This is a genomic window from Methylobacterium gregans (assembly GCF_022179245.1).
GTDB lineage: Bacteria > Pseudomonadota > Alphaproteobacteria > Rhizobiales > Beijerinckiaceae > Methylobacterium > Methylobacterium gregans.
In genome coordinates this window covers 56,632-68,505 of sequence record NZ_BPQM01000012.1, presented here as the reverse complement: position 1 = coordinate 68,505, position 11,874 = coordinate 56,632, and the positions used below count along the sequence as shown (strand labels likewise).

Annotated in this window: 13 protein-coding genes; 5 read left to right on the top strand and 8 right to left on the bottom strand. The window is 72.3% G+C overall.

Going from position 1 to position 11,874, the window contains the following annotated elements; genetic code table 11:
* The 5 genes from MFF54_RS03305 to MFF54_RS03285 form a co-directional block, all read right to left on the bottom strand.
* Positions 1-1,680, bottom strand: a 1,680-nt coding sequence (locus tag MFF54_RS03305; protein ID WP_238301223.1) for a sodium-translocating pyrophosphatase, incomplete at its 3' end; no start/stop codon positions are given.
* 415 nt (positions 1,681-2,095) lie between these two features.
* On the bottom strand, positions 2,096-3,091 hold the full coding sequence (gene thiL, locus MFF54_RS03300) for a thiamine-phosphate kinase (protein WP_238301222.1): 996 nt from the start codon (positions 3,089-3,091) through the stop codon (positions 2,096-2,098).
* Positions 3,088-3,498 carry a transcription antitermination factor NusB gene (nusB, locus tag MFF54_RS03295; RefSeq protein WP_066922118.1) on the bottom strand — a complete coding sequence of 137 codons (411 nt, stop codon included), beginning with the start codon at positions 3,496-3,498 and terminating at the stop codon, positions 3,088-3,090. The genes thiL and nusB overlap by 4 nt, the downstream gene beginning before the upstream one ends.
* Before the next feature lie 64 nt (positions 3,499-3,562).
* A complete protein-coding gene (ribH, locus tag MFF54_RS03290) occupies positions 3,563-4,051 on the bottom strand; it encodes a 6,7-dimethyl-8-ribityllumazine synthase (protein ID WP_238301221.1) in 489 nt (162 codons plus the stop codon).
* 270 nt (positions 4,052-4,321) lie between these two features.
* Complete coding sequence (locus MFF54_RS03285; protein ID WP_238301220.1) at positions 4,322-4,657, bottom strand: hypothetical protein; 336 nt, start codon at positions 4,655-4,657, stop codon at positions 4,322-4,324.
* Positions 4,658-4,861: 204 nt separating this feature from the next.
* Here MFF54_RS03285 and MFF54_RS03280 point away from each other — a divergent pair, with 204 nt between their 5' ends.
* The 3 genes from MFF54_RS03280 to MFF54_RS03270 all read left to right on the top strand — a co-directional run bounded on the left by MFF54_RS03280 (position 4,862) and on the right by MFF54_RS03270 (position 7,882).
* Positions 4,862-6,271 (top strand): ATP-binding protein, encoded by a 1,410-nt coding sequence (locus tag MFF54_RS03280; RefSeq protein WP_238301219.1) that lies wholly within the window; start codon positions 4,862-4,864, stop codon positions 6,269-6,271.
* Positions 6,272-6,455: 184 nt separating this feature from the next.
* A complete protein-coding gene (locus tag MFF54_RS03275; protein WP_238301218.1) occupies positions 6,456-6,647 on the top strand; it encodes a hypothetical protein in 192 nt (63 codons plus the stop codon).
* A gap of 53 nt (positions 6,648-6,700) precedes the next feature.
* A complete protein-coding gene (locus MFF54_RS03270; protein ID WP_238301217.1) occupies positions 6,701-7,882 on the top strand; it encodes a pyridoxal phosphate-dependent aminotransferase in 1,182 nt (393 codons plus the stop codon).
* A 34-nt stretch (positions 7,883-7,916) separates the two neighbouring features.
* On the opposite strand, the gene MFF54_RS03265 is transcribed toward MFF54_RS03270, so the two are convergent.
* The 3 genes from MFF54_RS03265 to MFF54_RS03255 form a co-directional block, all read right to left on the bottom strand.
* Positions 7,917-8,429, bottom strand: coding sequence for a DUF533 domain-containing protein (locus tag MFF54_RS03265; RefSeq protein ID WP_238301216.1), 513 nt, complete (start codon positions 8,427-8,429; stop codon positions 7,917-7,919).
* 84 nt (positions 8,430-8,513) lie between these two features.
* Positions 8,514-8,864, bottom strand: a complete 351-nt coding sequence (locus MFF54_RS03260; RefSeq protein WP_238301215.1) for a hypothetical protein — start codon at positions 8,862-8,864, stop codon at positions 8,514-8,516.
* Between the two features lie 155 nt (positions 8,865-9,019).
* Positions 9,020-10,054: an alpha/beta hydrolase gene (locus tag MFF54_RS03255; protein ID WP_238301214.1), complete on the bottom strand. Its 1,035-nt coding sequence runs from the start codon at positions 10,052-10,054 to the stop codon at positions 9,020-9,022.
* Between the two features lie 205 nt (positions 10,055-10,259).
* Between MFF54_RS03255 and meaB the strand changes: the two genes are divergently transcribed.
* Positions 10,260-11,249, top strand: coding sequence for a methylmalonyl Co-A mutase-associated GTPase MeaB (gene meaB / locus MFF54_RS03250; protein WP_238301213.1), 990 nt, complete (start codon positions 10,260-10,262; stop codon positions 11,247-11,249).
* On the top strand, positions 11,246-11,863 hold the full coding sequence (locus tag MFF54_RS03245) for a pyroglutamyl-peptidase I (RefSeq protein WP_238301212.1): 618 nt from the start codon (positions 11,246-11,248) through the stop codon (positions 11,861-11,863). Before meaB ends, MFF54_RS03245 begins: the two co-directional genes overlap by 4 nt.
* The last annotated feature ends 11 nt before the right edge of the window (positions 11,864-11,874 follow it).

Here is an 11,874-nt window from a genome sequence, read left to right as displayed (position 1 = left end):
CTCGACCACGGCGCCGGCGGCGCGGCCGACCGCCGTCATGGCGATGCCGCCGAAAAGGTACGGGATCAGGCCGCCCAGCAGCAGCCCCACCACGACGTAGGGGTTGGAGAGCGAGAAATCGACGACGACGCCCTTGAAGAAGCGGTACTGCGTGTCGCTCGCGTTCGCGATGAAGTAGTTCAGGTCCGAGGTGTAGGCCGCGAACAGGACCAGGGCGCCTAAGCCTGCCGAGCCGATGGCGTAGCCCTTGGTCACCGCTTTCGTGGTGTTGCCGACCGCGTCGAGGGCGTCGGTCGACTTGCGCACGTCGGAGGGCAGGCCCGCCATCTCGGCGATGCCGCCCGCGTTGTCGGTGACGGGCCCGAAGGCGTCGAGCGCCACGATGAAGCCCGCGAGTGCCAGCATCGCGGTCACCGCGATCGCGATTCCGAAGAGGCCGGCGAGCGCGTAGGTGGTGATGATGCCGGCCACGATCACGATCGCCGGCAGCGCCGTCGATTCGAGCGAGATCGCCAGTCCCTGGATCACGTTGGTGCCGTGGCCGGTGACCGAGGCGTCGGCGATCGACTTTACGGGCCGGAAGTTCGTGCCGGTGTAGTACTCGGTGATCACCACGATGAGCGCCGTGATCACGAGGCCGATCACCGCGCAGCCGAACAGGCCGGCCGAGGTGAAGCTCTGCCCGGTCGATGTCGTGAAGCTTGTCGAGAACCCACCGAGGAGCGTGAGGTTGACGATCGCGATCGCCGCGACCGAGAGCACGCCGGCCGTAATCAGGCCCTTGTAGAGCGCGCCCATGATCGACTGGTTAGAGCCGAGCCGCACCGCGTAGGTGCCGGCGATCGAGGTGACGATGCAGGCCGCGCCGATGGCGAGCGGGTAGAGCATCATCGCTTCGAGCACGGACGAGCCGCTGCCCGTGGGGCCGGAGAAGAAGATCGCGGCGAGCACCATCGTGGCCACCACGGTGACCGCGTAGGTCTCGAACAGGTCGGCGGCCATGCCGGCGCAATCGCCGACATTGTCGCCCACGTTGTCGGCGATGGTGGCGGGGTTGCGCGGATCGTCCTCCGGGATCCCGGCCTCGACCTTGCCGACGAGGTCGCCGCCGACATCCGCCCCCTTGGTGAAGATGCCGCCGCCGAGCCGCGCGAAGATCGAGATCAGCGAGGCGCCAAAGCCCAGCGCCACCAGTGCGTCGATCACCTCGCGGCTGGAAGGCGCGAGGCCGGCGCCTCGGGTGAGATAGAGGTAGTAGAGGGCCACACCGAGCAGCGCGAGGCCGGCGACCAGCATGCCGGTGACGGCGCCCGACTTGAACGCTACCTCCAGGCCGCCGCCGAGCGAGGTCGAGGCCGCCTGCGCGGTGCGGACGTTGGCACGCACCGAGACGTTCATGCCGATGAACCCGGCGACGCCCGAGAGCACCGCACCGATCAGGAAGCCCACCGCCACCTTGATCCCGAGAAAGACGGCGAGCACCACGAAGAGCACGATTCCGACGACGCCGATCGTCGCGTATTGCCGCCGTAGGTAGGCCTGGGCGCCCTCCGCGATGGCGCCCGCGATCTCCTGCATCCGCTGGGTGCCGGGATCGCGCTTCAACACGTCGGTGATCGTGACGATTCCGTAGGCGACGGCGCAGAGCCCGCCCAGGATGATCAGCAGCAATGGTGTCATTCGACCGTCCTTATTCGATGCCTGGCGTGAGCTTGTGATCGTGGAGCTTGGCCGGATCCGGCCACGGGACGTGTGCTCGGGACGTGATGTCTGGATGTTCGCTGCGGTACGGGCATTCCTTCCCAGAGATGCCCGCCATGCTTGCCAAACTTCAGGGCGCAGAGCAAACGTGACTTTAGGCGGGCAACATCTGAATTTGCTGCAGCGCACCAGTCCGATCGCGGCCTTTTGCGGTGCGATAACTTGACGTTACTGCATTCTCATCCGGCCGCGCGGGCGTACCGGGCTTCGGCCCGAAGGGGCCATCCGCCGGTCCCGGGCGCGATGTGGCGTGCCGGCAGCGTTCGGGTGCGCCCCGGACGAGCGACGGCGCACCGGACGGGCGCCTGCCCGTGCGGCGCGCGGCGCAGTCGGCTCAGAAGTGGCTGAAGGACCCGCGCGGGAAGCGGTGCAGGGCCCCGTCCGGCCCGCGGAACACCGGAGCCCCCTCCCCCGCGGCGACGGTCCCGATCGGCGCGAGCGGCACGCCCGCCGCGGCGGCCGCCGCCCGGAAAGCGTCGAGATCGGCGGGTGCCACCGTGCAGAGGATCTCGTAATCGTCCCCGCCGGTGAGCGCCGTCCGGAGGAGATCCGGCTCCCGGCCGATCGCCGCGGCGGCGGCCTCCGAGAGCGGGACGGTGGCGCTCTCGACCGTGGTCGTCAGCCCCGGGAGCATCTTGGCGAGGTCGCCCGCGAGCCCGTCCGAGACGTCCATGGCGGCGGTGGCGAAGCGCCGGACGGCCGCGGCGAGCGCGAGGCGCGGGCGCGGGTGCAGGTAGCGGTCGGCGAGGTGCGCGCGCGCCTCGGCCCGGAGCGCGCGGGCCCAGGCCGCCTCCGGTTCGCGGCGCAGCCGGAGGCCGAGCGCCGCGTCGCCGATCGTGCCGCTCACGCAGATCACGTCGCCGGGCCGAGCGGTGTGTCGTCGGACGATGCCGCCCGTCGGCACCTCGCCGAAGGCGGTGACGCTGATGAGCGTGGGCCCCGCCGCACGCACGGTGTCGCCGCCGAGGAGCGGGCAGCCGTGCAGCGCCGCCGCCGCGCCGAGGCCCTGCGCGAAGACGGCGAGCCAGTCCTCCGTCCAGTCGGGGGCGAGGGCGAGGGTGAGCAGGAAGCCCCGCGGGGCGGCGCCCTTGGCGGCGAGGTCGGAGAGATTGACGCCGAGCGCCTTGACGGCGACCGAGGCGGGTGCGTCCTCGGGAAAGTAGTGCACGCCCGCCACCACGGCATCGACGGTGACGACGAGGTCGTGGCCGGGCGTGGGGGTCAGGCTCGCGGCGTCGTCCCGCAGGCCGTCCGCGCCGGGGCCCGCCAGCGGCGCGAAGTGGCGCGCGATCAGCCCCTCCTCGGAGAGGCGGGGGCCGTCCGCGCTCACCCGCGCTTCTGCTGGGCCAGCTCGTCGGCGCGGGTCTGGCGGGCGATCCGGTCGAGCACCGCGTTGACGAGGCCCGGCTCGTCGCCGGTGTAGAAGCTGTGCGCCACGTCCACGTACTGCGAGATCGCGGCGCGGGCCGGCACGTCGCGGCGGAACATCAGCTCATAGGCCCCCGCCCGCAGGATCGCGCGGAGCACGGCCTCGATCCGGCGCAGCGGCCAGCCCTGCGTCAGGGCCTGGTCGATCTGCGGATCGATCGCGCGCTGCTCCTCCACCGCGCCGCGCAGCAGGTCGCGGAAGAAGGCGGTCTCGGCCGGCGGGTGGGCGACGCCGTCGATCTCGCGGCCGATCCAGTGGGCCTCGAACTCGGCGAGCGCGTCGAGCACGCCCTTGCCGGAGATGTCCATGTCGTAGAGGGCCTGCACCACGGCGAGCCGCGCGCCGGCGCGCCCTTCGATCTTCGTCACGGCCTCACACTCCCTCGGCAGCGCGTTTCAGGGCGAGGACGGCGAGCGCGGCCTCGGCCGCGCCGCCGCCCTTGTTCATCTCGGAGACGCGGGCGCGGGCGTAGGCCTGCGCCTCGTTCTCGACGGTGAGGATACCGTTGCCGAGCGGCAGCGCGCGGGCGATCGAGAGTTCCATCAGCCCGCGCGAGCTCTCGCCCGCCACGATGTCGTAGTGGCCGGTCTCGCCGCGGATGACGCAGCCGAGCGCCACGACGGCATCGTAGGGCTGGCCGCGGCGCTCGGCGGCGTCGAGCAGGATCGCGGCGGTCGCCGGGATCTCCAGCGCGCCCGGCACGGTGACGACCGTCGCCTCGGACTCCGCCGCCGCGATCGCGCCCGTCGCGCCCGCCAGCAGCTCGTCGGCGAGGTCCTCGTAGAAGCGCGCCTCGATCACGAGGATCCGCGCGCCCGGAATCTTGATGGGGGCGGAGGCCGCCCGGCTGTGTGCAACCATGTCGCTTGGACCCGAAACGGTGGGAAGGGGCGTGAGCGCCGCGCCGTCACCGGCGGATCGCGCCGGTGTTCGGGGCCGCGAGCGTTAGACCGAAGTGTGCGCCGCGACAAGCGCGGCCGGGGCGGACAGGCCCCGCCGATACCCCGGGCCGAACCGGCCGGACCGTCAGCGATCGAGGCTGAAGCCGGGCGGCGGCGCCGCCTCGACATGCTCGGGATGGTACATGTCCATGTAGAGCAGGCCCTCGGGCATGCCGGGGCAGAGGATGGCTTAACCGTCGATGATCGACTTGTAGGGGCCCGAGCCGAAAGAGCCGACGCGCCGGTAGGTCGGGCGCGGGCCGTCCGGGCAGTGCAGGCGGGCCAGATAGGCGTGCTGGCCGCCCGGCCCCGCCGCCCGGACGGGATTCCGGCGGGTTCCGAGCGGGTGGGCCTGCGCGGCGGCGATGCGCTTGCGCAGTTCCGGACCGGGGACGCGCCCACCTGTGGTGATCATCTCCTCAAGGTCGAGGGCCCGGCTCCCGGAAGCCGCCGCCCCGGTGAGGACGAGGGCCAGCGCGAGCGTGGCTGCCACGCGGATCGACCGACCGGTTCGGACTGATGTCATGCTCGTCTCCGCAGCGGCGCGCCCGGCCGGGACGGCGGACACGGTGGGCCTGCGGTAGAGAAGAATTCTGTCATCGCCGAGGCGTGGAAACCCAGGCCGGGCGTATGCTGCGGGGCGCGACGCGTCGGCAGTTGGTGGGGCCCGCCCGCAATGCCATAAGTGCGCACTCCCACGCGTGCGATGATCCGGCGGCGAGCCCGCGCCATGGAACCCAGCCTCACGGCGAACGAGACGGACCGCGGCTCCCCGACCGCGCCCCGCGGCGGGCTGCTGTCGGGCCCGCGGCAGTTCTGGAAGCGCCTGTCCCGCGCCATCGGCGACATCCTGCCGAAGGGCCTCTACGCGCGCTCGCTGATCATCATCATCGCGCCCGTGGTGCTGCTGCAATCGGTGATCGCCTACACCTTCATGGAGCGTCACTGGCAGCTCGTGACGAAGCGGCTGTCCTCCGCGGTCACCTCCGACGTCGCGGCGCTGATCGACATCTACGAGAGCTACCCGCAGGACAAGGACGCGGAGACCCTGGCCCGGATCGCGGGCGAGCGCCTGAGCCTCGACCTCGACATCCTGAAGGGGGCCAAGCTCCCGCCCGCGGGGCCGCGGCCCTTCTTCTCGATCCTCGACGAGGCGCTCTCCGACGAGATCAAGCGGCAGATCGGGCGGCCGTTCTGGATCGACACGGTGGGGCGCTCGAACCTCATCGAGATCCGCGTGGCGATCCCCGAGGGGGTGATGCGCATCACCGCGCGGCGCAGCCAGGCCTACGCCTCGAACTCGCACATCTTCCTGGTCTGGATGACCGGCTCCTCGATGGTGCTGCTCGGTGTCGCGATCCTGTTCCTGCGCAACCAGATCAAGCCGATCCTCCGGCTCGCCGCGGTGGCGGAGGGCTTCGGCAAGGGCCGCGAGATCGAGTTCCGGCCGCGCGGCGCCCGCGAGGTCCGGCAGGCCGGCCACGCCTTCATCGAGATGAAGCGGCGCATCGAGCGGGCGATGGAGCAGCGCACCACGATGCTCAACGGGGTGAGCCACGACCTGCGCACCATCATCACGCGCTTCCGCCTCTCCCTGGCGCTGATCGAGCAGACGCCCGAGATCGAGGACCTGCAGCGCGACGTCGACGAGATGAGCCGGATGCTCGAGGGTTATCTCGCCTTCGCTCGGGGTGATTCGGCGGAGGCCGCGGCGCCGACCGACATGCGGGCGATGCTGGAGGATCTGCGCACCGACGTGGAGCGGCTGGGTGCCCACGTCGATGTGGTGGACCTCGACGGCCCACCGACCGTGACGGTGCGGCCCGACGCCTTCCGGCGCTGCCTGTTCAACCTCGCGGCCAACGCCGCCCGCTACGGCGAGACGGTGGCGATCTCCGGCAAGCGCGAGGGACGCAGCTTCCTCGTCTCCATCGACGACGACGGGCCGGGCATCCCGCCCGAGAGTCGCGAGGAGGTGTTCAAGCCCTTCGTGCGGCTCGACGACGCGCGGCAGGACGCGGGCGGCTCGGGGCTCGGCCTCGCGATCGCGCGCGACATCGCCCGGGCGCATGGCGGCGACGTCTCGCTCCACGATAGCCCGCTGGGCGGCCTGCGGGCGACCGTGCGGGTGCCGGCCTGACGGCGCCCCGCTCCCGCCCCGCAGCCGGGACGGTCGCGGCGGCCGCGAGAACCGAGAAGCCGCAGGAACCATTGTGCAGACGCTCTCCCCATGCGGCCAAGCCGGTGCTATGCACGGGCGCTCTTCCGGCGTAGGGGCCTTGCCCGACGTCCGTTTCCATTCTCCGCCCGACGCGAGTGCCGACATGAACCCGCTGGTCCCGCTCTTCATCCTCATCAGCCTGCCGATCGCCGCGATCAGCCTCGTGCTCTACACCGATACCGGCATCGAGCCGGCCCTGGTCTGGGCGAGCGTCAAGACCTTCGTGATCCTCGGCCTCGTCGCGGTCGCGCTCTCCGTCGGCGCGAGCCGCCTCGCCGAGCGCACCAAGGCCTGAGACAGAGCACGCGGCGCGCGATCCCCGCGCCGCCACGCAAGCGGGAGGGCGCCGTGCTCCAGATCGTTCCGGCCTTCGGCCGTATCGGGGAGGAGAACGCCTTCTCGGTCCTCGCCCGTGCGGGCGCGCTCGCCGCGCAGGGGCGCGACATCGTCAATCTCGGCATCGGCCAGCCCGACATGCCGACGCCGCCCCACATCGTGGAGGCGGGCATCCGGGCACTGCGCGACGGCCATCACGGCTACACGCCGGCCGTCGGCATCCCGGGTCTGCGCGAGGCGGTGGCCCGCGACATCCACCGCCGCCACAGGGTTGAGGTCTCGCCCGACTCCGTGCTGATCGTGCCGGGCGGCAAGGTCACCATGTTCATGGCAATCCTGATGTTCGGGGAGCCGGGCGCCGAGATTCTCTATCCGGATCCGGGCTTTCCGATCTACCGCTCGATGATCGAGTTCACCGGCGCCACGCCCGTGCCGGTGCCGATCCGCGAACGGAACGGTTTCGCCTTCTCGGCCGCCGAGGTGCTCGACCTCGTGACCGACCGGACGCGGCTCCTCATCCTGAACTCGCCCGCCAACCCCACGGGCGGCGTGACCCCCAAGGCGGAGATCGACGCGCTGGTGGCCGGGCTCGCCGCGCACCCGAACGTCGCCGTGCTGTCGGACGAGATCTACGGCACGATGACGTATGACGGGGAGACGCACACCTCGCTCTTGGCCTATCCGGAGATCCGCGACCGCCTGATCTACCTCGACGGCGCCTCGAAGACCTACGCGATGACCGGCTGGCGCCTCGGCTGGTCGGTCTGGCCGCAGCCGCTCTACGACGCGGCGCGCAAGCTCGCGGTCAACTCGCATTCCTGCGTGAACGCGGCGACGCAATATGCCGGCATCGCGGCGCTCGACGGGCCGCAGAATTGCGTGGCCGAGATGCTGGCCGAGTTCGACCGGCGGCGCGCGATCGTGGTCTCGGGGCTGAACGAGCTGCCGGGGGTGAGCTGCGTCACGCCGAAGGGCGCGTTCTACGCCTTCCCGAACATCTCGGGCACGGGCTGGCGGGCCAAGGCGCTGGCCTCGGCACTCCTGGAGGAGGCCGGCGTCGCGACGATCGGCGGCCCGGATTTCGGCGTGCACGGCGAGGGCTACATCCGCCTGTCCTACGCCAACTCGGCGGAGAACATCCGGCGGGCGCTGGAGCGGGTGCGAGGCTTCCTGGAGGCGCGCAGGCCGGGTTGAGCCGGCCCGCGCGCCTCCGCCGCACCCGCGTCGATCAGCCCGCCAATTCCCGCTCGATGCGCGCGGCCGCCTCAGGGGGCACGTCGAGCGCCTCGCCCAGCATCTTCAGGAACTGCCGCTCCTGTACCGTGTCGAGGTCGATCGCGAGGCGCGCGGCGGCGTAGATCCGGGCGGCGGCCTCGGGGGCGTTGACGGCGTCGGCGATCTCGTCGATGTCGGCGGGATTCTCCAGCTCGCGGTCGAGCCAGGCGCGCCCGTCCCGGTCGATACCGGCCTCCGCGACCGCCGTATCCAGGCGCTGCCGCTCGCCCGCGTCGATCACGCCGTCGGCGAGGGTTGCGGCCACCATCGCGCGCAGCATCAGCCGCGCCTCGTCCTCGGCGACGTCCCGGAAATCCGGTATCGCCGTCTCCGGGGCGGTGGCCCCCCGCAGGGCGTGCCAGGCGATGCTGCCGACGAGGGCGAGGCCGCCGAGCGCGGCCCCGGCGGCCAAGCCGCCGCGGCGGGCGCGCACGAGTGCGTCGACGATCCGTTTGCTGTCGGCCATGGGCGAGAACTCCGTTGAAAACACGGAGCGGCAACGGCCGGAAGGCCGCCCGGGTTCACGGCCGAACCCGGGCCGGCGGGACCGTCAGGCGTCGAGCTTCTGCCCGTCCTCGTCCTCCTCGTCCTCCTCGTCGATATCGACCAGGAAGACGATGTCGGCCTCGTCCTCGTCCTCCTCGGAATCGGCATGGGCCTCGACCGGCTCGAAATCGCCCGAGCCGTCGTCCTCGGCCAGCGCGTCCTCGAACATCTCGATCTCGTCCTCGGTGGCTGGGCGGACCTTCAGCTCCGAGGTGCCGTTCCAGAGCGGCTTGCCGGCGCTGGTCAGCTCGCGGATGTCGGACTTGAAGCCGTCGCAGGTGAAGAGGTCGCGCGCGGTCTCCTCGTCTCCGTTGATCACCGCCACGGCGGTGCCGTCGATCTCGAGGGTGAACATGGCCGGCATCCTTCTGTCAGGTGCGTCGCGGGGGCGCTTCGCGATTCTTGACGCTCCCGCCGCGCCGCCTCAGTAGGCGGGCGCGCCCCGCGCGCCAAGCCCGTGCGGCGGCCCTATCCCGTCCGGTACGGGCGCGCGGCGATCGGACGCCACCGTCAGACCCCGCCGCCCGCCCGCGCGATGGAGCGCTTGACCACGCCCTGCACTTCCGGGTTCGACAGGAACAGGTCGTGGTTGATCAGGCCGCCGCCGTAATCGGAGGCATCCGCCACCCGCACGCCGAGCTCCTCCAGCCGGGCGCGGTCTGCCGCGCCGGCCCGCACGACGCCGCCCGCGATGGTGCTCGACAGTTCGAGCGCCCGGTCGTTGGTGGAGGAGATCACCGTGATCTTGTGCACGTCGGGCCCGAGCCGCCGCACGCCGTTGGCGAAGAGGTCGAAGTCGATGTCGGGCGCGGCGAGCACCACGGCGCCGATGCGCGCCATCGCGGCCTCGCCCGCCTCCGCGCGCAGCATGCGCAGGGTCTCCAGCGTCAGCAGCGTGCCCATCGAGTGGGCCACGATGTGGATGCGGCCGCCGCTCGGCGAGGAGGCCAGCGTCTTCAGCAAGTCCTCGAAGGCGTCGCGCGAGTAGAGCGCGCTCTCGCGGTCGTAGCCGTAGTCGAAGGTCGCCGCCGCCGACGGCCAGGTAAACAGGCCCGAGACGCCGCGGAAGCGGATGCCGTCCGAGAGCCGCGCCGCACTGATCGCGGCCGATTCGAAGGATTCGCGGTAGCCGTGGACGTAGATCAGCACGTCGCGCCCGAGCGCCGCCTGCGCGAAGGCGTCGGCTGCGCCCGCGCCGGACTCGATCTTCGGCACCTCGCCGATGGTCCAGTCGCCCGTGACGACGGACGAGACCTTGCCGATCAGCGAGCGGTCGGGAGGCGAGAGCCGCACCTCGGCGAAGCTCAGGCCCTTGCCGCGCTCGGAGCCGAAATAGGGTGCGCGCGGCCCGTTCGCGACGGGTTTGCGGGTGGTCGCCACCAGCAGAACCGGCATCACGTCGAGGGCGGACTGCTTCTCGGGGATCGCGGTGCCGGTGGTGAGCCCGTCCGTGATGCAGCCGCCCAGCGCGGGGCTAAGCGCGGCGACGCCCATGAGCCCACCGAGGCGGACGAGGGAGCGTCGGGTGAGGGGCTGGCGCAGCATGATCCAGGGTCGCATCCGTGACGCTGGAGGCTCGGGGGCCTCCGCCGACCCTCTAGCCTCTGGCCGAGGATCGTGACCATGGCGCGGCACAAGCGTGGCCGTGCCGCGTGTGAATTGCGGGCAGGAGGCGGCCTGTGGTGCGAGGGGCACAGGCGGACCGACGACGACCCTCGACGAACGCCGTCGCTCCGGTCATGAAGGAACCATGGCCGCTCCCGCCCTCGACCTCGACGCCCTCCGAGACCGGCTGCTCGCCGGCGAGCGCGCGGCGCTCGCGCGCGCGATCACGCTCGCGGAATCGAAGCGGGCCGACCACCGGGCGGCGGCGCGCGACCTGATCGACGCCGTGCTGCCGCAGACCGGCCGGGCGATCCGGGTCGGCATCACGGGGGTGCCGGGCGTCGGCAAATCGACCACGATCGACGCGCTCGGCTCCAACCTCACGGCAGCCGGCCACAAGGTGGCGGTGCTGGCGGTCGATCCGTCCTCGACACGCACCGGCGGCTCGATCCTCGGCGACAAGACCCGCATGGCCCGGCTCGCGCTCGACCCGAACGCCTTCATCCGGCCCTCGCCCTCCTCCGGCACGCTCGGGGGCGTCGCGGCCAAGACCCGCGAGACCATGCTGCTCTGCGAGGCGGCGGGCTTCGACGTGATCCTGGTCGAGACGGTCGGCGTCGGCCAGTCGGAGACGGCGGTGGCCGACCTCACCGACTTCTTCCTCGTGCTGATGCTGCCCGGCGCGGGCGACGAGCTGCAGGGCATCAAGAAGGGCATCCTCGAACTCGCCGACATGATCGCGGTCAACAAGGCGGACGCGGGCGAGGCCGAGCGCCGGGCGAACGCTGCGGCCTCCGAGTACCGGGCGGCGCTCCACATCCTGACGCCGGCCTCCGCGACCTGGACGCCGCCGGTAGTGACGATCTCCGGCTTCCACAACCTGCGGCTCGACGCGCTCTGGGAGAAGGTGGTCGACCATCGCGAGCGCCTCACCGCGACGGGCGAGATCGCGAAGAAGCGCCGCGAGCAGGACGTGAAGTGGATGTGGGCCCTGGTGCACGAGCGCCTGCACCAGCGCCTCGTCGGCACCGCCGAGGTGCGCCACCAGACGGCCGAGGCCGAGGCGGCGGTCTCCCGCGGCGAGCACTCCCCGGCGGCGGGCGCCGCGCGGATCGCCGAGCTGATCGGGCTGTGAGCCCGATCCTCGTCACCGGCTTCGGTCCCTTTCCGGGCTGCCCGGAGAACCCGAGCGCCGCGCTGGCGCGGGCGGTCGGGCAGCGTCTGCGCCGGGCGCCCGGCGGCGCGGCCCGGGTCCTCGTGCTGCGCACGGCCTACGGCGCGATCCCCGACGCGCTGCTGCCCGCCCTGGCGGAAGCGCCCGCCGTGCTGATGCTCGGCGTGGCGACGCGGGCCCGGCGGATCCGCGTCGAGATCCGCGCCCGCAACCGGGCGAGCCGTCTCTACCCGGACGCCTCCGGGCGGGCCGCCGGCCGGGCCCTGCTCGACCCCGCCGCGCCGGCCGGACGGAACGGGGCGGCCACCGCCCAGGCACTCGCCGGCCTGCGCCGGCACGGCCTCGACGCCCGGCTCTCGAACGATGCCGGCCGCTACCTCTGCAACGCGAGCTACTTCGCGGCGCTCGGCACCGGCCTGCCCGCGCTGTTCGTCCACATCCCGCCGGTCCCGCGCACCCGCAGGCCGCGGCGCCCGGGCGTCGGTGCCGCGGCGCTGCCGCGGCAGGCCGCGGCCCTCGCCGACATCGCGCGGCTCCTCGCGCGGCGCGCCCGCCCCGCGAGGGCGGGCGTGTGAAAAGTCACGGC

Coding starts and splice junctions, on each gene's coding strand:
- MFF54_RS03260 (WP_238301215.1), bottom strand. CDS start 8,864: ATGTTCACCCTCGAGATCGACGGCACCGCCGTGGCGGTGATCAACGGA.
- MFF54_RS03275 (WP_238301218.1), top strand. CDS start 6,456: ATGAACCCGCTGGTCCCGCTCTTCATCCTCATCAGCCTGCCGATCGCC.
- ribH (WP_238301221.1), bottom strand. CDS start 4,051: ATGGTTGCACACAGCCGGGCGGCCTCCGCCCCCATCAAGATTCCGGGC.
- meaB (WP_238301213.1), top strand. CDS start 10,260: ATGGCCGCTCCCGCCCTCGACCTCGACGCCCTCCGAGACCGGCTGCTC.
- MFF54_RS03265 (WP_238301216.1), bottom strand. CDS start 8,429: ATGGCCGACAGCAAACGGATCGTCGACGCACTCGTGCGCGCCCGCCGC.
- nusB (WP_066922118.1), bottom strand. CDS start 3,498: ATGGACATCTCCGGCAAGGGCGTGCTCGACGCGCTCGCCGAGTTCGAG.
- MFF54_RS03255 (WP_238301214.1), bottom strand. CDS start 10,054: ATGCTGCGCCAGCCCCTCACCCGACGCTCCCTCGTCCGCCTCGGTGGG.
- MFF54_RS03280 (WP_238301219.1), top strand. CDS start 4,862: ATGGAACCCAGCCTCACGGCGAACGAGACGGACCGCGGCTCCCCGACC.
- MFF54_RS03285 (WP_238301220.1), bottom strand. CDS start 4,657: ATGACATCAGTCCGAACCGGTCGGTCGATCCGCGTGGCAGCCACGCTC.